The organism is Selenomonas sp. F0473, from assembly GCF_000315545.1.
In the GTDB taxonomy this organism is placed as follows: Bacteria; Bacillota; Negativicutes; order Selenomonadales; family Selenomonadaceae; genus Centipeda.
Map to the genome: position 1 here is coordinate 210,505 of NZ_JH992902.1, position 17,191 is coordinate 227,695.

22 protein-coding genes are annotated in these 17,191 nt (G+C 58.1%); all 22 read left to right on the forward strand.

What is annotated here, in order from left to right; genetic code table 11:
• Positions 1 to 60: 60 nt before the first annotated feature.
• The gene (recJ, locus tag HMPREF9161_RS00985) at positions 61 to 2,052 is read left to right on the forward strand and encodes a single-stranded-DNA-specific exonuclease RecJ (protein ID WP_009727804.1); all 1,992 of its coding nucleotides are present in this window, start codon (positions 61 to 63) and stop codon (positions 2,050 to 2,052) included.
• A complete protein-coding gene (locus HMPREF9161_RS00990) occupies positions 2,042 to 4,270 on the forward strand; it encodes a bifunctional (p)ppGpp synthetase/guanosine-3',5'-bis(diphosphate) 3'-pyrophosphohydrolase (RefSeq protein WP_009727805.1) in 2,229 nt (742 codons plus the stop codon). The genes recJ and HMPREF9161_RS00990 overlap by 11 nt, the downstream gene beginning before the upstream one ends.
• Before the next feature lie 96 nt (positions 4,271 to 4,366).
• Positions 4,367 to 5,017, forward strand: a complete 651-nt coding sequence (locus HMPREF9161_RS00995; RefSeq protein ID WP_009727806.1) for an HAD family phosphatase — start codon at positions 4,367 to 4,369, stop codon at positions 5,015 to 5,017.
• Positions 5,018 to 5,056: 39 nt separating this feature from the next.
• Positions 5,057 to 5,308, forward strand: a complete 252-nt coding sequence (locus HMPREF9161_RS01000) for an IreB family regulatory phosphoprotein (protein WP_009727807.1) — start codon at positions 5,057 to 5,059, stop codon at positions 5,306 to 5,308.
• Between the two features lie 8 nt (positions 5,309 to 5,316).
• Positions 5,317 to 5,733: a Holliday junction resolvase RuvX gene (ruvX, locus tag HMPREF9161_RS01005; protein ID WP_037348746.1), complete on the forward strand. Its 417-nt coding sequence runs from the start codon at positions 5,317 to 5,319 to the stop codon at positions 5,731 to 5,733.
• A 26-nt stretch (positions 5,734 to 5,759) separates the two neighbouring features.
• A complete protein-coding gene (locus tag HMPREF9161_RS01010; protein WP_009727809.1) occupies positions 5,760 to 6,065 on the forward strand; it encodes a DUF1292 domain-containing protein in 306 nt (101 codons plus the stop codon).
• A gap of 103 nt (positions 6,066 to 6,168) precedes the next feature.
• Positions 6,169 to 7,242 (forward strand): endolytic transglycosylase MltG, encoded by a 1,074-nt coding sequence (mltG, locus tag HMPREF9161_RS01015; RefSeq protein ID WP_369791783.1) that lies wholly within the window; start codon positions 6,169 to 6,171, stop codon positions 7,240 to 7,242.
• A 35-nt stretch (positions 7,243 to 7,277) separates the two neighbouring features.
• On the forward strand, positions 7,278 to 8,501 hold the full coding sequence (locus HMPREF9161_RS01020; RefSeq protein ID WP_009727811.1) for a U32 family peptidase: 1,224 nt from the start codon (positions 7,278 to 7,280) through the stop codon (positions 8,499 to 8,501).
• Positions 8,502 to 8,513: 12 nt separating this feature from the next.
• On the forward strand, positions 8,514 to 8,795 hold the full coding sequence (locus HMPREF9161_RS01025; protein ID WP_009727812.1) for an acylphosphatase: 282 nt from the start codon (positions 8,514 to 8,516) through the stop codon (positions 8,793 to 8,795).
• 9 nt (positions 8,796 to 8,804) lie between these two features.
• Positions 8,805 to 9,248, forward strand: coding sequence for a type II 3-dehydroquinate dehydratase (gene aroQ / locus HMPREF9161_RS01030; protein ID WP_009727813.1), 444 nt, complete (start codon positions 8,805 to 8,807; stop codon positions 9,246 to 9,248).
• A complete protein-coding gene (locus HMPREF9161_RS01035; RefSeq protein WP_009727814.1) occupies positions 9,245 to 10,321 on the forward strand; it encodes a Xaa-Pro peptidase family protein in 1,077 nt (358 codons plus the stop codon). Before aroQ ends, HMPREF9161_RS01035 begins: the two co-directional genes overlap by 4 nt.
• 49 nt (positions 10,322 to 10,370) lie before the next feature.
• Positions 10,371 to 10,928 (forward strand): elongation factor P, encoded by a 558-nt coding sequence (efp, locus tag HMPREF9161_RS01040; protein WP_009727815.1) that lies wholly within the window; start codon positions 10,371 to 10,373, stop codon positions 10,926 to 10,928.
• Between the two features lie 27 nt (positions 10,929 to 10,955).
• The gene (locus tag HMPREF9161_RS01045; protein WP_037348515.1) at positions 10,956 to 11,372 is read left to right on the forward strand and encodes an Asp23/Gls24 family envelope stress response protein; all 417 of its coding nucleotides are present in this window, start codon (positions 10,956 to 10,958) and stop codon (positions 11,370 to 11,372) included.
• Between the two features lie 21 nt (positions 11,373 to 11,393).
• The gene (gene amaP / locus HMPREF9161_RS01050; RefSeq protein ID WP_009727817.1) at positions 11,394 to 11,969 is read left to right on the forward strand and encodes an alkaline shock response membrane anchor protein AmaP; all 576 of its coding nucleotides are present in this window, start codon (positions 11,394 to 11,396) and stop codon (positions 11,967 to 11,969) included.
• Positions 11,970 to 11,981: 12 nt separating this feature from the next.
• A complete protein-coding gene (locus HMPREF9161_RS01055) occupies positions 11,982 to 12,239 on the forward strand; it encodes a DUF2273 domain-containing protein (RefSeq protein WP_009727818.1) in 258 nt (85 codons plus the stop codon).
• Entirely contained in the window at positions 12,236 to 12,649 is a 414-nt protein-coding gene (gene nusB / locus HMPREF9161_RS01060) for a transcription antitermination factor NusB (RefSeq protein ID WP_009727819.1), read from the forward strand. The genes HMPREF9161_RS01055 and nusB overlap by 4 nt, the downstream gene beginning before the upstream one ends.
• A 71-nt stretch (positions 12,650 to 12,720) precedes the next feature.
• Positions 12,721 to 13,932 carry an exodeoxyribonuclease VII large subunit gene (xseA, locus tag HMPREF9161_RS01065; RefSeq protein ID WP_009727820.1) on the forward strand — a complete coding sequence of 404 codons (1,212 nt, stop codon included), beginning with the start codon at positions 12,721 to 12,723 and terminating at the stop codon, positions 13,930 to 13,932.
• Positions 13,922 to 14,158: an exodeoxyribonuclease VII small subunit gene (gene xseB, locus HMPREF9161_RS01070; RefSeq protein WP_009727821.1), complete on the forward strand. Its 237-nt coding sequence runs from the start codon at positions 13,922 to 13,924 to the stop codon at positions 14,156 to 14,158. The genes xseA and xseB overlap by 11 nt, the downstream gene beginning before the upstream one ends.
• 1 nt (position 14,159) lies before the next feature.
• Positions 14,160 to 15,035, forward strand: coding sequence for a polyprenyl synthetase family protein (locus tag HMPREF9161_RS01075; protein ID WP_009727822.1), 876 nt, complete (start codon positions 14,160 to 14,162; stop codon positions 15,033 to 15,035).
• A 9-nt stretch (positions 15,036 to 15,044) separates the two neighbouring features.
• Complete coding sequence (locus HMPREF9161_RS01080; RefSeq protein ID WP_009727823.1) at positions 15,045 to 15,854, forward strand: TlyA family RNA methyltransferase; 810 nt, start codon at positions 15,045 to 15,047, stop codon at positions 15,852 to 15,854.
• A 16-nt stretch (positions 15,855 to 15,870) separates the two neighbouring features.
• Positions 15,871 to 16,725: an NAD(+)/NADH kinase gene (locus tag HMPREF9161_RS01085; RefSeq protein ID WP_009727824.1), complete on the forward strand. Its 855-nt coding sequence runs from the start codon at positions 15,871 to 15,873 to the stop codon at positions 16,723 to 16,725.
• An 11-nt stretch (positions 16,726 to 16,736) separates the two neighbouring features.
• Positions 16,737 to 17,189, forward strand: a complete 453-nt coding sequence (argR, locus tag HMPREF9161_RS01090) for an arginine repressor (RefSeq protein WP_009727825.1) — start codon at positions 16,737 to 16,739, stop codon at positions 17,187 to 17,189.
• Positions 17,190 to 17,191: the final 2 nt, after the last annotated feature.

A 17,191-nucleotide genomic window follows, 5' to 3' on the forward strand; every position in this document is an offset into this window, starting at 1 on the left:
AAGAGAGAGCCTGCTTTTGAACGGAGCGGGCTCTTTTGCATTGCGGGAAAGGCGGAGTTCATGCTGAAAGAATGGCTTGTTCACGAGGCGTCTGCGGAGGCGGAGCAGTTCGCGCGCGAGATTGGCATCGCCCCCGTCGTCGGGCAGATTCTATGGCGGCGCGGCATTCGTACGCGTGCGGCTGCAAACGATTTCCTGCACCCGGAGGAGGCGCCGTTTCACGATCCGTTCCTCATGGCGGATATGGAGCCCGCCGTTGACCGTATCCTGCGTGCGATTGCCGGGCGTGAGCCCATCGTGGTCTATGGGGACTACGATGTGGACGGCATGACCTCCACGGTGATTTTGACGAAGAATATCCGCGCATTGGGCGGAGATGTTTCCTATTATATCCCGAACCGATTTACCGAAGGGTATGGAATCAACCTGCCGGCGCTCGAGGAACTCCATGCTGCGGGATGCGTCCTCCTCGTTACGGTGGACTGCGGCATCGCCTCGGTCGACCCGGTTGCGGCAATGCGCGGCGAGATGGATATCATCGTCACCGACCATCATCTGCCCGGGGCGCAGCTCCCGCCCGCGCACGCCGTGCTCAACCCGCACCGTACGGGCTGTGCCTACCCGGAGAAGGAACTTGCCGGCGTCGGCGTTGCCTTTAAGCTGTGTCAGGCACTTTGGCGGCGGCATACGCAGCGCTCCTATGAGGATGATCTGGACATCGTTGCGCTCGGCACGGTCGCCGATCTCGTACCGCTAGTGGGGGAGAACCGTAAAATCGTCCGGCACGGTCTGCGTGTGATGACGGAGGGACCGTGCGTCGGCATGCGTGCGCTGATCGCAGCTGCGGGACTTGAGGATAAGACAATCAATACGGGGCACGTCGGATTTCAGCTTGCGCCGCGGCTCAATGCCGCGGGGCGCCTTGAAACCGCACGGCGCGGCGTCGAACTGCTCTCATCCGAGCTGCCTGCGGAGGCGGAGCGCATTGCGGAGGCGCTGAATGCGCTCAATACGGAGCGCCGAGACCTAGAGTGGGAGATTCTCACCGCGGCGCGGCAGGAGCTGGCCGACTTCACGCCGGATATGCCCGCGATTGTGGTTGCGGGGGAGGACTGGAACGCGGGTGTCATCGGGATTGTGGCCTCGCGTTTGGTTGACATATACTATCGTCCGAGCATTGTGCTGACGCGGCAGGATGACGTCTATAAAGGCTCCTGCCGAAGCATCGCCGGACTGCATATGTATGAGGCGCTTGCCGCCTGTCGGGATACGCTGATTCAGTTCGGCGGGCATGCGATGGCGGCGGGGCTGTCGCTCCTGCCGGAGCGGCTGCCGGAGTTCCGCACGGCATTCTCGGACTATGTGCGCACGCATCTTACGCCCGCGGATTTTATGCCGAAAGTCGAGATTATGGCGCTCGTGCCGCCGACCGATTGGACGGTGCCGCTGATCGAGGAACTGGCGCTCATGGAGCCATACGGCATGGGGAATCCGCGCCCCGTCTTCGGCGCGCGGGACATTCGCCCGCAGTCCGCCGCTGCGATCGGCGGGGAAGGAAAGCACCTGCGTCTGGAACTCGGTTCCGATGCCGGCCGCGTGGCGGTGCTGTATTGGAACCACGGGGACCTCGCCGCGGTCCTTGCGGAGGAATCCGTAGATATCGCGTATATTCCGAACATCAACGAGTGGCAGGGCGTGACCTCCGTGCAGTGCACGGCGGATTCTCTGCGCCCCGCGGCATGTGAACTCGTATTCCCGGAGCGGGAACTCCTCAAACGCATCTATCGGCGGCTGCACGCGATGCAGTCGCCGACGGGAGCGGTTCCGTATGAACTGCCCGCGCTGACGTGTCGGCTCAGGAGCTTAGAGGGGCATATATCGCAGTATACCGTTGCGCGCGCAATGGATATTTTCCACGAGCTCGGCCTGCTCGAGCCGCTGCCGGACGGTACGTGGAAGCTGATCCCGTCCCGGCGGAAGATGGAACTGACGGAGGCGCCGACATATCGTCGATATAAGGAGAGAAAGGAGGATGAAGGTCATGTCAAGTGAGATGCGGAAGGTAATCACGCTCGATATCATTCTCGAAAAAGTCCGTTCGTACCAAGCGGATGCGGATGTCGACAAAATTGAGCGCGCCTATCGTTTTGCCGAAAAAGCGCATCGGGGACAGGCGCGCATTTCCGGCGAGGCCTACATTATTCACCCGCTGAACGTCGCCTATATCCTCACGGGGCTTCACATGGACGACGAGACGATCTGCGCGGCGCTCCTGCACGATGTCGTCGAGGACACGCATGCGACCATTGAGGAGATGGAGGAACTATTTGGCAAGAACATCGCGGCGCTGATCGACGGCGTGACGAAACTCGGACGGATCCAGTATATGTCGAAGGAGGATGTCCAGCTCGAGAATTACCGCAAGATGTTTCTCGCGATGGCGAAGGACATCCGCGTTATCATGATCAAGCTCGCCGACCGGCTCCACAATATGCGCACGCTCAAATATATGCGCGAGGACAAGCGCCAGCGCATCGCGCACGAGACGCTCGAGGTCTACGCGCCGCTTGCCAACCGCCTCGGTATCTCCAATATCAAGATCGAGCTCGAGGATCTCTGCCTGCGCTATCTTGAGCCGGAAGCCTATTACACGCTCGTAGAGGAGGTCAAGCACAAGCGGCAGGAGCGGCAGGAGTTTATTCTCGATTCGATCCGTCAAATCAAGGAAAAGCTTGAGGATGCGGGGATCGAAGCGGAGATCAAGGGGCGCGCGAAGCATTTCTACAGCATTTACCGCAAGATGAAGCGCGACAATAAGAGTGTGAACGAGATCTACGACCTCTCCGCCGTGCGCGTGCTCGTCTCATCCGTCAAGGACTGCTACGGTGTGCTCGGCGTCATCCATGCGATGTGGAAGCCGATCCCGGGGCGGTTCAAGGACTATATCGCAATGCCGAAATCCAACGGTTATCAGTCCCTGCATACGACAGTGATGACGCACGGCGATCCCCTCGAGATTCAGATACGCACGCACGCGATGCACCGGATCTCCGAGTTCGGGGTCGCCGCACACTGGAAGTATAAAGAGGCCGGAAAGAGCACCGGAGCGACCGATGAAAGCGATCAAAAGATGTCGTGGCTGCGCCAGATGGTCAGCCTCCAAAAGGAATATGACGATCCGAAGGAGTTCTTCGAGGCGCTCAAACTGGATGTTTTTTCCGACGAGGTCTTTGTTTTTACCCCGCGCGGCGACGTGATCGACCTGCCGAAAGGCTCGAATCCCATCGACTTCGCCTATCACATCCACACGGAGATCGGGCATCATTGCGTCGGCGCGAAGGTCAACGGAAAGATCGTTCCGCTCGAGTATAAACTCAAAAACGGAGATATCGTTTCGATCGTCACGAACAAGGCGAGCGGCGGCCCCAGTCCGGATTGGCTCAATACCGTGGCGTCGTCCGCCACGCGCGGAAAGATACGCGCATGGTTCAAAAAGGAAAACCGCGAGGCGAACATTGAACGCGGGATGAATCTCATCCGCGACGAGGCGAAACGGCTCGGCTACAGTCCCAAGGAACTATTTGCGGACGGGCGTATCGGCATCGTCGCGGAGAAGCTCAACGTGCAGACCGAGGACGATCTGCTCGCATCGCTCGGCTACGGCGGCGTCACCTTGCAGGGGATCATGACGAAGCTGATCGAGCTGCACCGCAAATCCGTGCAGGCGGAGACGCCCCCCGAGGTATCGCAGCTCCTCTCGGAGCTCAAAACGCCGCGGCGCGGCAAGCGCAAGAAGGCGAGCCACGGCATCCTCGTCGAGGGCGAGGGCGGCTATCTCGTGCGCCTTGCGCGCTGCTGCAATCCGATTCCGGGCGATCCGATCACAGGCTATATTACGCGCGGCCGCGGTGTTTCCGTCCACCGCTCCGACTGTCCGAACGTGCTCAACGATACGGAGTTCTCGCGCATGATCGAGGTGGATTGGGACATCGGACTCGACAAAGAGTACACGGTCGGCATAGAGATCGTCTGCAACGACCGCAACGGCATGCTCTCCGAGATCCTCGCGGTTCCCTCCGAGATGAAGGTCAACATCCATACGATCAACGCGACGCCGAATCGGCGGAATAAGACCTCCACCGTGCATCTTGGGCTCAATGTCGGCAATATCGATCAGATCACGCAGGTCATGACGCGCGTGCGCCAACTGAAGGACGTTTATCGCGTCACGCGCACGCTCGGCAGCGCGCAGAGCGGCGTCGACGGATGAGCGGCGGCGCCGCTCTCGGCGTCGGTGATTGTCTTTTGCACCGTTGTGTGGTAATATTTGATTATATTTTTTCAGCGACAGACGAGCGGGGGATCCATGAAAAGCGGGGCAATTTTCGATATGGACGGCGTGCTCTTTGACACGGAGATCTTTTATCAGAAAGGGTGGACGATTGTTGCCGACGATTTCGGTGTGCCGCGCAAGCCGGAGCTCGGCAAAGCCTGCTGCGGAACCTGCGGCGACCTGACCCTGCGGATCGTCAAGGAGTTTCATCCGACGGTAGACGCGCGGCTCTATATGGAGCGGGTGCTCGCCTATGTCGCGGCAGAGGCGGAGCAAAATCTTGTCGTTATGACAGGCGTCCGTGAAATCCTCTCGTATTTTCGCGCGCACGGGGTTCATATTTCCGCAGCCAGCAGCGCGGCGACCGAACAGATTGAAAAAAATCTTGTTCAAAGCCGTCTGCGCGATTACTTTGACGCAATCGTCGGCGGCAATCTCGTAGCGCATGGAAAACCGGCGCCCGATATTTTTTTGTCGGCGGCCGAGCGCATCGGCTTGGCGCCCGCGGATTGCTACGTCTTTGAGGACGGATATAACGGCCTGCGCGGAGCGGCCGCAGCGGGATGCAGTCCCGTGATGATTCCCGACACGCTGCCCGTGACGGAGGAAATGCGCGCGATTTGCAAGGGGATCTACCCCACGCTGCATGTCGCTCTGGCAGCCATACGGAGCGGCGAATTATAGACGTTATTATGGGACGTTTTCGTTAAGAGGTGAATCGGTATGGATGAACAGAAAACAATGATGTTTGCTTTCAATGAAGATAAGCCGAGAGCGAATACCGTGATACGAGAGGTCGGCGCAGCAATGCGTGAGAAGGGGTACAACCCCATCAACCAGCTGGTCGGTTATCTACTTTCGGGGGATCCTGCGTATGTGACCAGCCATAAGGATGCGCGGAGCAAGATCCGCAGCCTCGAGCGGGACGAACTGCTTGACGAGCTGGTGCGTTTCTACTTGGAGCACGAGCAGTGAAACGTTACATGTCACTCGATATTGGCGACGCAACGATTGGCGTTGCCGTGAGCGATCTCCTTGGGATTACCGCACAGGGCGTTGAGACGATTCGCCGCACAAGTCTTGCCGCGGATTTCGATCGCCTCGGCGCGGTGATACGGGAATATGAGGCGGAAGCGCTCGTCGCCGGCCTCCCGAAGCATATGAACGGCGATGAGGGCGAGCGCTGCGATATTGTGCGCGCATTTATGGCTGAGGCGGCGCGGCATTTTCCGGACGTGGAGATCCACTACTGGGACGAACGTCTATCGACTGTTGCGGCCGAGCGTGCGCTGCTCGAAGCGGATATTTCCCGGAAGAAGCGCCGCAAGGTGATCGATAAGATGGCGGCCGTTTATATTCTGCAGGGGTTTTTGGACCGCCGGCAGCATCTGAACGCATGATACATATGGAAGAAGGAGTTATAGACATGGCAGAACATGAAGAATTTCACGATGAGGATGTTGTCGTCGTCATTGCGAATGAGGATGGAGAGGAGTCCTACTATCGCGAGGAGACGATCCTCACGGTAGGGGACGACCGCTTTGCCGTGCTCGTCGGCCTCTCCGCAGGCTCGGAAGAGGAACTCGAGGACGCCGAGGATGAGGATGAGGCGATCATCGCAAAGATTGTTACGGACGAGAACGGTGAGGATATGTACGTGGATCCTTCGGACGAAGAGTTTGAAGAGGTTCGAAAGGCCTACGAACTCCTTCTGGAGAACGAGGAGGATTAAAGCGCAGATGTGCTGTCATCGCCGGGGAAGATGACGGCTTTTTCATAAAGCCGGCGGTTTACATCAGAGAGGGAGGATGCGCTTGAAGTGGACACGACGGGGGATGCGTGAGCTTTTGCGCATGCATGAACTGCGGGAGACCCTGCGCGCGGTGTACCGGGGGAAGGGAACGCCGCTTCAGAAAAAAATCGTCTTCGGCGTCGCCGGGCTGTCGATCGTACTGCTTCTGCTGGCGTTTGTCTCGATTTCACCGTCGGAGAAAACGTCGGTGCGGGGCGGCGGAGAGGCGCAGATTTATTTCACGGTGCGTCCCGGTATGACGGCCAGCGAGATCGGCAAAGAGCTGCATGCGCAGGGAGTCATTGACAGTGAACTTAAATTCTGGTGGATGGCTAAGCTGAACGGCTTTGAGAATAAAGTGAAGAGCGGAACCTTTGCGCTTTCCAAGGGAATGACGCCGCGCGATGCGCTCGAGACGCTCGTTTACGGCAATACGGTTGTCGTTCGATTTACCATTCCGGAGGGATTCGGCGTGCGCGATATCGCACGGCGGCTTGATGACGAAGGGCTTGTAAATGCGGACGAATTTATAGAGCGGGCAAAATACTACAGACCTTATGATTATGTCGAGGATCATGAAGGCGTGCGCTATGCCGCCGAGGGGTTCCTATTTCCCGACACCTATGAGATCAACGGATCGTTTGATGTGAACCGCATCCTCGAGATGATGGCGGAGAATTTTGACCGTCGTCTGACCCCGGAGATGCGGGAACGCGCTAAGGAAATGAACCTATCCATCTATGAGTTGGCGACGCTCGCCTCCATTGTCGAGAAAGAGGCGTATCACGAAGAGGATCGTCCGATCATCGCGCAGATTTTCTTAAAACGCCTGAAACTCGGGATGCCCCTGCAGGCGGATCCGACCGTGCAGTATCTCCTTGATACGCCGAAGGAGGATCTGCTCCTGCGCGATACGAAGATCGCGTCTCCCTATAACACCTATCAGAATACGGGCCTGCCGCCCGGACCGATCGCGAATCCCGGTACGGCGTCCCTCACGGCTGTCCTCCATCCTGCGGACACGGACTACCTGTATTTCGTTGCCGACCGCAACGGAAACAATTACTATGCGACGACCTATGAGGAGCATTTGGCATTGGTCGATCGCGTGCGATAATTCTCTAATCGTTACGATGCTGTGGAGGCTGATGCATGAAACGCCGCATTGAGCTTTTGGCGCCTGCGGGGACGATGGAAAAACTTCGTATGGCGTTTGCCTACGGAGCAGACGCGGCTTATCTCGGCGGCCGGCAGTTCGGCCTGCGCGCATTTGGCGGCAACTTTTCACACGACGAGATTGCGGCGGCCGTTCAGTTCGCGCATGCGGCCGGGAAGAAGATCTATGTCACCGTCAACGTCTTTCCGCACAATGAGGATGTCGACGCATTGCCCGAGTATCTGCGCTTTCTCGCCGATGCCCGTGTTGACGCCGTGCTCGTTGCCGATCTCGGCGTTTTTATGCTGTGTCGGGAGACGGCGCCCCGGCTGCCCGTCCATATCAGCACGCAGGCAAACAATGTGAACTGGCGGACGGCGGCGGCTTGGAAGCAGCTTGGGGCGGAACGCGTCGTACTTGCGCGCGAGCTTTCTCGGGAGGAGATTCGCGAGATTCGTAGACATACCGATGTGGAACTAGAGATGTTTGTCCACGGAGCCATGTGCATTTCCTATTCGGGGCGCTGCCTCCTCAGCAGTTATTTCACGGGCAGGGATGCGAATCGCGGCAGCTGCGCCCAGTCCTGCCGTTGGAAGTATGCGCTCGTCGAGGAGTCGCGTCCCGGCGAATATTACCCGATCGTCGAGGATGAACGCGGCACCTACATCATGAATTCCAAGGATCTGTGTCTCCTGCCGTATCTCGACGAGGTCGTTGCCTGCGGCATCGACAGTCTCAAGATCGAGGGGCGGATGAAAAGCGTGCATTACGCCGCCGGCGTGGTGAAGACATATCGCGCGGCATTAGACGCCTGCATGACGGGCACGCCGTTTATGCCGCAGCCGGAGTGGCTGGCGGAACTTGAAAAGGTATCGCATCGTGCCTATACGACGGGCTTTTTCTTTGAGAAGCCGACGGAAAAAGATCAAATCTACGGGACGTCGTCCTACGAGCAGACATCGGATTTTATCGGCCTTGTACGTAGCTATGATGCCAATACGGGGCTGGCGACGGTAGAGCAGCGCAATCATATGAAGCTGGGGCAGGAGATTGAGGTGTTCCAACCGGAAGAGCGGGGGTTCCGCCAGGAACTTACGGAGATGTGGGATGCGGCGGGGACGCCGATTGCAGCGGCACCGCATCCGCAGCAAATCGTACGTATACGGATGACCCGTCCTGTCGCGCCATACAGTATTCTGCGCAGAGATGCAAAGCGTTAGGAGGGAATCACGATGGAAGAGATCGTTCGTTATTATGCCTGTGCCGCGGGACGCGTACAGGGCGTCGGTTTCCGTATGTTCGTGCGCCAACAGGCGCTCGCACACGAGATTGCGGGCTGGGTGAAGAATATGCCCGACGGTACTGTGACAATGGAACTTCAAGGGACGCAGCGCGGCATCGACGCCGCGTTCGCGGCGATACGCGCCGGCAATATGTTCGTTCATGTCGAGCGGATGGACATCGCGCCGCGCGATACCGTTGCGGGTGATCGGGATTTCTCTATTCGGTATTAGGAGCGGACAATGACAAAAATACTTGTGCTGAACGGCCCAAATCTCAACCTGCTCGGGACGCGTGAGCCGGAGATTTACGGACGACTGACGCTCGACGATATCAACGAGCGTATGCGTCTTCGTGCGGAGGCGGCGGGCGCTTCGATAGCGTTTGCCCAGTCCAATCATGAGGGCGCCTTGGTGGATGCGATACAGGCGGCGCGCGGCAAAGCGGATTACATTATCCTCAATGCGGCCGCTTTCACGCATTACAGCATCGCGATCCGCGATGCGATCGCGGCCGCGGGCGTTCCCGTGATCGAGGTGCATCTATCGAATATTCATCGGCGGGAAGAATTCCGGCACACATCGGTCATCGCTCCCGTTGTGCAGGGGCAGATCTGCGGATTCGGCGCGGAGAGTTATATGGCTGCGCTTGCGGTGATTATCTGCCGCATGGAGGAGCATCAATGAATATGAAGTCGCGCGTCACACATCTGCGGTCGCTGCTGTCAGAGAAGCGGCTGGATGCCGTTCTTGTGACGAAAGAAGTCAACCTTCACTATTTCAGCGGATTCCGCGGCGATTCCACCGTACTCGTTGTGACGGAGGATCGGCTCACACTCGTCACGGACGGCCGTTATACGGAGCAGGCGGCGGATCAGGCGCCCGCGTTTGAAATCGTCGAGCAGAAGGACGGCCTCTATCGAAAGACGGCGGCGCTGCTCAAGCAATACGGCGTGAAACGCATCGGTTTCGAGGGCAACGTGCTCACCTACAGTCTCTATATGGAACTGAAGAAGATGCTGGACGGCGTCGCCTTTGATACGGCGCTGAATCTCGATGCGCTGCGGCAGGTGAAGGATGCGGAGGAGATCGCCTGCATTCGCCGCGCCTGTGAGATCGCGGATGCGGCGTTTGCACATATCGCTGCATATATTCGTCCCGGTATGACGGAGCTTGCCGTTGCGGCTGAAATGGAAGACTTTATGCGGCGTTCCGGTTCCGAACGCCCCGCGTTTCAGACCATCCTTGCCTCCGGTGTGCGCGGCAGCCTGCCGCACGGAACGGCGACGGAGAAGGAAATTGCGCGCGGCGAACTCCTGACGATGGACTTCGGCGCCGTGTACTGCGGCTATCATTCGGATATTACGCGGACCATCTGCGTCGGTCGCGCGGATGAACGGCAAAAGGAACTCTACGATGCGGTGCTGACGGCGCAGAAGAAAGCCCTTGCGGCGATTCGCCCGGGGATTACGGGCCGTGACGTCGATATTGTCGCGCGCGATTATCTCAAGCAGCGCGGTGTCGAACAGTATTTCGGACACGGGCTGGGGCACAGTCTCGGGCTTGAGATCCATGAGGAACCGCGCCTCTCGAAATTCGGCATGGAGACGCTGCGGGAGAATATGCTCGTCACGGACGAGCCTGGCGTTTATATTCCCGATTGGGGCGGCATCCGCATCGAGGATACTGTGCTCGTCACCGCGGTCGGCGGCGAGCCGCTGACGCGCGCGCCAAAAGAATTTATTGAAATCTGCATATAAAACCGCTATAATAGCAAGAGACGATTGATTGTATGGAGGACTGAACAATATGATTAACAGCACCGATTTTCGCACAGGTCTCACGATTGAATACGATGGAGGCGTCTGGCAGATTGTCGATTTCCAGCATGTGAAGCCGGGAAAAGGTGCTGCGTTTGTCCGTACCAAGATCAAAAACGTTGAGACGGGCGCTGTGGTCGAGCGCACGTTCAACCCGAACGAGAAGATGCCGGCGGCGCACCTAGAGACGCATACGATGCAGTATCTGTATGAGGCGGACGGGGTCTATACGTTCATGAATACGGAGACCTATGAGCAGACGGAACTGACGCGCGCGCAACTCGGCGACGCGCTGAACTACCTCATGGAGAATATGGAGGTTGCCCTCCAGCAGTTCAAAGGGCGTATCATCGGGATTCAGCTGCCGAACTCCGTTAGCCTCAAGGTCGTCGAGTGCGAGCCGAGCGTCAAGGGCAATACCGCGACGGGCGCGACAAAGATGGCAAAAGTTGAGACCGGTTATGAGGTGCGCGTTCCCCTCTTTATCAACGAGGGCGATGTACTCCGTATCGATACGCGGACGGGAAATTACATTGAGCGCGCATAAAAATACAAAAGACGATTTCACTTCGGAATGGAGGATATGAACATGGAGAACACAAAAGAAGCCGTAAAGAAGCAAACGGGGCTTGGAACGATTCGCGTGGCCGACGAGGTCGTCAGCATTATCGCGGGCCTTGCGACGACCGAGGTTGAGGGCATCGCCGGAATGAGCGGCGGTATCGCGGGGGGCATCGCGGAGATGCTCGGCCGCAAGAATTTCTCGAAGGGGGTCAAGGTCGAGGTCGGCGAGAAGGAAGCAGCCGTCGATCTTTATATCATCGTGAAATACGGCATCCGTATTCCCGAGGTTGCCCTTGCCGCGCAGGAGAATGTTAAGCGTGCGATCGAGACGATGACCGGGCTCACCGTCGTGGAAGTCAACGTGCATGTGCAGGGCGTCGGATTCCCCGAAGAGGAGCCCAAGGTCGAGGAAGTCCGCGTTCACTGAACGCGGACGAGGCACTGAACGATGGGGATATTGAATCGCTTGCTGCTGCTGCCGCTTACTCTGCTCACAATGGCGCTTGCAGTTGTGGCAGCCGCTGCGGCACTCCAGTTGATCCCGGAGAGTATTTGGCTTAACGAACTGCACTACGCGTTGTCCCGTGAAGAATTTTTGGCGGTCTGCATCGTCGTATTTCTGCTTGGGCTCAAGTTATTCTTTGCGGTGTTTGCCGTACGTTCCCATGGCGGAAGAGCACACGGCGAGATCATGGTGATCGATACGCCCGCGGGTGCGGTGCAGGTGGAGCTTTCCGCCATCCGCGGCATTGTCGAGCGTGTGGCGCTCGGCGTTTCCGGCGTACGTGAGGCGTCCGCCCATGTGTCCGTTCCAGCACGGCAAACCGAGGGGACCGTTCCGCTTCAGGTCGAACTGAAGCTGGTTCTTGCCGCGCAGGCACATCTCTCGGCGGTTTCGGCGCAGCTAACGGAGCGCATCCGCCAGGATCTCTTGAATCTGCTCGGTATCGAGGGCGTTCCCGTTGCAATTCGGGTGACCGGCGTTTCCAATGTCACGGCGCAGTCGAAAAAGCGCGTTGTATAGTAGGTGATGGATATGAAAGAACAAATCATCCGTTTCCTGCAGGAAGAATGGCAGAATAACCGCGGGCGTTCAATGGGGCTCCTGCTCGGAGCAGCCTTTGGCATTGCCGTGCTCGTCTTTGGATTTTGGCGGACGGTATTCTTTATTGCCTGTGCGCTCCTCGGCATGTGTATCGGTCGATGGATCGAGCGCAGAGGCACCTGGGCGGGGATGCGTGCGGATATGATGGAAAGCGCCTTTATGCAGCGCTTGTTTCGGAGGATCAGATGAGCCGCAGGAATGCGCGTGAAGCGGCTCTTTTGACCCTGTTTCAGATGGATTTTGCTGCGGACGGAGACATGCCGCGCGATGTGAGCGAACTTGCCGTCGATACGGTAGGAGATCTGAAAAAAAAAGATCTTCCCTATGCGCGGGGGCTCGTCGCCGGAACGTGTGCCGCGCGCGCCGATATTGACGCCGCAATTGAGCGATCTGCGAAAGAGTGGAAGCTTGAGCGCATGGCGGGGGTCGACCGCAATCTGATCCGCATGGCGTTCTACGAAATGTATTACCAGGAAGAGCGCATCGATCCCGGAACGGCGATCAACGAAGCCGTAGAGCTTGCGAAAAAATACGGTTCGGAAGATGCGGGCCGTTATGTAAACGGTATCTTGTCCGCGATGCAAAAGTCTCTGTCTTGAAGAAAATCCGTTGCGCGATATTTTTCGCGCACCGGGTCTTTTTTTATCAAGTATACGCATAGAAGGTAGTTATGGCAGTTCATAGTGTCAGCGACGTAACGCGTTATATTAAGAGCATGTTCGAGGGGGAGGCAATCCTTTCGGATATTCTGATACGGGGAGAACTCTCCAACTTTAAACGGTATCCGTCGGGGCATTGTTATTTCACATTGAAAGATGCCGGCGCAAGCATGAAATGCGTTATGTTCAACGGGTATGCCCGCAGTCTGCGCTTCACGCCGGAGAACGGCATGCAGATCGTCGCCGGCGGCAGCGTCTCCGTCTATGAGAGGGACGGCGCCTATCAGCTGTATGTGAATACGATGACCGTCGAGGGGGCGGGCGCGCTCGCGCTTTCCTTTGAGCAGCTGAAAGAAAAGCTGTTCAATGAGGGGCTGTTTGACGAGGCTCATAAGCGGCCGCTGCCGCGTTTTCCACGGCGCATCGGCATTGTTACCTCGCGGGCGGGAGCCGTCCTGCGGGATATTTATAAGGTGTCGAAACGCAGATGGCCGAGTATACAGTTGGTACTGCATCCCGTCCTCGTACAGGGAGCGGAAGCTGCGGAGCAAATTGCCGCGGCGATAGGATTCTTCAACGAAAAATACCCTGTCGATGTTCTGATTGTCGGCCGCGGCGGCGGCTCTGCGGAAGATCTTTGGGCATTCAACGAAGAACCCGTCGTACGCGCCATCTATGCGTCGCGGATTCCCGTGATCTCTGCAGTCGGGCATGAGACGGACACAACGCTTGCGGACTTTGTCAGCGATCGGCGGGCGGCAACTCCCTCGCAGGCGGCGGAACTTGCCGTCCCCGACAGTACGGAGATGCGCCAATTCCTTGTGTCGCTCGACACGCGTCTCAATGCCGCGCGCAGGAGACGGACGGCGGAGTGCCGTATGCGTTTAGAGGCGCTGACGGAGCGCCCTTGGCGCAGAAATCCGAAGATGCTCATTGCAAGTTACATGCAGCGCACGGATCGGACGGAACGGCGTCTGCATAGTGCGGCAGAGCGCAGACGGAACGAGGAACGGCATAAGCTGGAGCTTGCAATCAAGCGCCTGGAACTGCTGAACCCCGTACGTCTCTTATATCGGGGATTCAGCATTGTGGAGAAGGGCGGCCGCACGGTGTGCAGAGCAAAAGAACTCACCTGCGGGGATCGGCTCCGGATCACCTTTGCGGACGGGAAAGTCGCCGCGGTCGTCGCGGATCGGTTAAAGGAGGAACAGCATGGCGCGTAAGAAAGAACAGACCTTTGAAGAGGCCCTGTCCCGGTTGGAGGAGATCGTCGCGGAAATTGAGGCGGGGCAGATGCCGCTTGCAGATCTTATGACGAAGTATTCGGAGGGCGTTCAGCTGTCCGATTTTTGCGTAAAATCTTTAAAGCGCGCGGAGGAGACGATGGATCTGCTTGTGACGGATACGGCGGACGGCGCGAAAGAAGAGGAGCTTCAAATTGAGGGCTGACATGAAGGACCTTTGGCGCGACCGACGGGTACTGGTGGACCGGGCGCTGGAGGCGGAACTCGACCATACCGATGTTTTGGACCGCAAACTCCGTGCATCGATGGCCTACAGCCTGATGGCAGGAGGAAAACGCCTGCGTCCGATTCTCTTGATGGCGGCGGCGGATGCCGTGGGCGCGGATGGGATGAAATTCATCACGGCGGCGTGCGCATTGGAGATGATCCATACCTATTCGCTTATTCACGACGACCTGCCCGCGATGGACAACGACGACTACCGCCGCGGCAAACTTACAAATCACAAGATCTACGGCGACGGGATCGCCATCCTTGCGGGAGACGCGCTCCTGACGCTCGCTTTTACCGTGATTCTGCGCCAGCGGGGCGTGCCTGTGGATCGTCATCTCCGCGTCGTAGATGAGATTAGCCGTGCGGCGGGTGCCGAAGGCATGGTCGGCGGTCAGGTGCTCGATCTTGAGGCGGAGAACCGTCGTATCTCTCTGGAAGAACTGCGGCGCATCCACATGGGGAAGACGGGGGCGCTCTTTCGCGCGGCGCTGCGCAGCGGCGCCGTCCTCGCGGGTGCCTCTGAGGAACAGCTTGCGGCTCTTACGGCATATGCGGATCACTTCGGTCTCGCCTTCCAGATTACGGACGATATCTTGGATGTCGTCGGCAATGCGGAGGATATCGGCAAGCCCGTCGGCAGCGATGAGAAGAACCGCAAGTCCACCTACGTGACGCTGACCTCGCTCCGAGAGGCGCGGGAGCTTGCGCAGCGCACGGCGGACGATGCCGTCGCGGCACTCGACATTTTTGGCGAAGAGGCCGCCTTCCTGCGGGAACTTGTGACCTATCTCGTACATCGGAAGCAGTAGGAGAGATTTTTGAAAAAAGAGCGTTTGGATATCCTGCTCGTGGAGCGCGGGCTGGCCTCCAGCCGAGAGCGCGCCAAAAGGATCGTTATGGCGGGACAGGTGCTCGTAGATGAGCGGCGCGTGGACAAGGCGGGGGCCGCGGTGGATCCCGCGGCGCAGCTGCGCATTATCGGTGAAGATTTGCCCTATGTCAGCCGCGGCGGTCTTAAACTCGAGAAAGGCATGACTTCGTTCGGCGTCGTGCTGACGGGAAAGACCGCGGCGGATATCGGCGCTTCGACGGGCGGGTTCACGGACTGCATGCTGCAAAACGGCGCCGCAAAGGTTTATGCGGTCGACGTCGGCTATGGTCAGCTCGATTGGAAGCTGCGCACGGATGCGCGCGTCGTCAATATGGAGCGCACGAATATCCGCCATGTTACGGCGGAGATGCTCGGGGTGCAACTCGATTTTGCCTCGATCGACGTGGCGTTCATCTCGCTCGGCAAGGTGCTGCCCGTCGTAAAGGACCTTCTCCGCAGCGGCGGAGAAGTGATCGCTCTCATTAAGCCGCAGTTTGAAGCGGGGAAGGAACGCGTCGGCAAGAACGGCGTCGTCCGCGATCCCGCCGTGCACGAGGATGTGATCCGGAGTGTTTTGGCAGCGGCGGAACAGTTCGGCTTTATTCCCGCGGGTCTGACCTATTCGCCGGTGAAAGGACCCAAGGGAAATATCGAATATCTCCTGTACCTCCGTACGGAGGCCGGCAGAGGGATGGAGATCGATGGGGCGTTTGTACACGATATGGTGGCAGAGGCACACAGTACGCTGGATAGATGAAGGTGCTGATAGTTTTATGTTGACGGTCGCAGTCTTTCCGAATTTAATCAAACCTGAGACACACGGGATATTACGGCGTATCCGCGGCTTCTTTTCCGATCGAGATATACGGGTGATTATGCCGCGGGAGCGGGCGCTGGAATTTGAGATGCCGGACTGCGGCGTTGACGATATCGAGCGTATTCCCGCAGATTTTGCCCTCAGCCTCGGCGGCGACGGGACGCTCATGGGCGTTTGCCGGCGTTATGCGGAGAACCCGGTGCCGGTCTGCGGCATTAATATGGGAACGCTCGGGTTCATGGCGGATATCGAGCGGGATGAGCTTGAGAGGCGGCTGCAAAAGCTCTGTAACGGGGACTATCATGTGGAGCAGCGTCCGCTCCTTGCCGGTTATGTGACCAAACCCGACGGCGCGGAGCAGTTCCTCGGCCATGCCGTCAACGATATCGTCGTGATGAAGGGCGATGTCGCGCGCATCATCGCCCTCGGCCTTGCGGTCAACGATACGCCGTTGCTTGAGTGCAAGGCGGACGGTTTCATTGTCGCATCGCCGACGGGATCGACCGCTTATTCGCTCTCCGCGGGCGGTCCGATCATGAATCCGATGGTGAAGGGCTACCTGCTGACACCGATCTGCGCGCACACCCTCAACATCCGGCCGCTCATCGTTCGCGAGGAGGACGTCGTGCACATTCATCTCGTCGATATGCGGCAGAGCATCATTGTGACGCTGGACGGACAGGAGACATTTCCCGTGCTTCCGGATGATACGGTGACGGTCAAATGTTCCGACCTGCGGGCAAGGCTCATCAAGTTCGAGGACAGGGATTACTACCAAACGCTGCGCACAAAGCTGTGGAGAAATTGCTAGGAGAGATCGGCATGAAACGTCGGCGCCAAGACCTCATCAAAAAAATCATCGAGGAAGAGATCATAGAGACCCAGGAAGCACTTGCCGAAGCGCTCCTCGCCCGGAATGTCCGCGTGACACAGGCGACGATCTCGCGCGATATCAAGGAACTCTTCCTGATCAAAGTTCCTGCCGGCGGCGGACGCTATCGCTACGCCGTATCGCCGCAGGAGCGCGTGCAGTTCTCAGAGGCACGCATGAAGCGGTTGTTCAAGGACAACGTCGTGCGTTGTGATTTCAGTGAAAATATCGTTCTTGTGAAAACTGTGCCGGGGGGCGCGAATACGGTCGCGTCGGCGCTTGACGCTGTGGATTGGAGCGAAACGATCGGCACCGTCGCGGGGGACGACAGTATATTCGTTCTCGTAAAGCCCAAAGAGGCGGCGGAAATCATTGCCCGACGCATTCAAGACCTGCTCCGCTGAAG

Coding starts and splice junctions, on each gene's coding strand:
- recJ (WP_009727804.1), top strand. CDS start 61: ATGCTGAAAGAATGGCTTGTTCACGAGGCGTCTGCGGAGGCGGAGCAG.
- HMPREF9161_RS00990 (WP_009727805.1), top strand. CDS start 2,042: ATGTCAAGTGAGATGCGGAAGGTAATCACGCTCGATATCATTCTCGAA.
- HMPREF9161_RS00995 (WP_009727806.1), top strand. CDS start 4,367: ATGAAAAGCGGGGCAATTTTCGATATGGACGGCGTGCTCTTTGACACG.
- HMPREF9161_RS01000 (WP_009727807.1), top strand. CDS start 5,057: ATGGATGAACAGAAAACAATGATGTTTGCTTTCAATGAAGATAAGCCG.
- ruvX (WP_037348746.1), top strand. CDS start 5,317: ATGTCACTCGATATTGGCGACGCAACGATTGGCGTTGCCGTGAGCGAT.
- HMPREF9161_RS01010 (WP_009727809.1), top strand. CDS start 5,760: ATGGCAGAACATGAAGAATTTCACGATGAGGATGTTGTCGTCGTCATT.
- mltG (WP_369791783.1), top strand. CDS start 6,169: ATGCGTGAGCTTTTGCGCATGCATGAACTGCGGGAGACCCTGCGCGCG.
- HMPREF9161_RS01020 (WP_009727811.1), top strand. CDS start 7,278: ATGAAACGCCGCATTGAGCTTTTGGCGCCTGCGGGGACGATGGAAAAA.
- HMPREF9161_RS01025 (WP_009727812.1), top strand. CDS start 8,514: ATGGAAGAGATCGTTCGTTATTATGCCTGTGCCGCGGGACGCGTACAG.
- aroQ (WP_009727813.1), top strand. CDS start 8,805: ATGACAAAAATACTTGTGCTGAACGGCCCAAATCTCAACCTGCTCGGG.
- HMPREF9161_RS01035 (WP_009727814.1), top strand. CDS start 9,245: ATGAATATGAAGTCGCGCGTCACACATCTGCGGTCGCTGCTGTCAGAG.
- efp (WP_009727815.1), top strand. CDS start 10,371: ATGATTAACAGCACCGATTTTCGCACAGGTCTCACGATTGAATACGAT.
- HMPREF9161_RS01045 (WP_037348515.1), top strand. CDS start 10,956: ATGGAGGATATGAACATGGAGAACACAAAAGAAGCCGTAAAGAAGCAA.
- amaP (WP_009727817.1), top strand. CDS start 11,394: ATGGGGATATTGAATCGCTTGCTGCTGCTGCCGCTTACTCTGCTCACA.
- HMPREF9161_RS01055 (WP_009727818.1), top strand. CDS start 11,982: ATGAAAGAACAAATCATCCGTTTCCTGCAGGAAGAATGGCAGAATAAC.
- nusB (WP_009727819.1), top strand. CDS start 12,236: ATGAGCCGCAGGAATGCGCGTGAAGCGGCTCTTTTGACCCTGTTTCAG.
- xseA (WP_009727820.1), top strand. CDS start 12,721: ATGGCAGTTCATAGTGTCAGCGACGTAACGCGTTATATTAAGAGCATG.
- xseB (WP_009727821.1), top strand. CDS start 13,922: ATGGCGCGTAAGAAAGAACAGACCTTTGAAGAGGCCCTGTCCCGGTTG.
- HMPREF9161_RS01075 (WP_009727822.1), top strand. CDS start 14,160: ATGAAGGACCTTTGGCGCGACCGACGGGTACTGGTGGACCGGGCGCTG.
- HMPREF9161_RS01085 (WP_009727824.1), top strand. CDS start 15,871: ATGTTGACGGTCGCAGTCTTTCCGAATTTAATCAAACCTGAGACACAC.
- argR (WP_009727825.1), top strand. CDS start 16,737: ATGAAACGTCGGCGCCAAGACCTCATCAAAAAAATCATCGAGGAAGAG.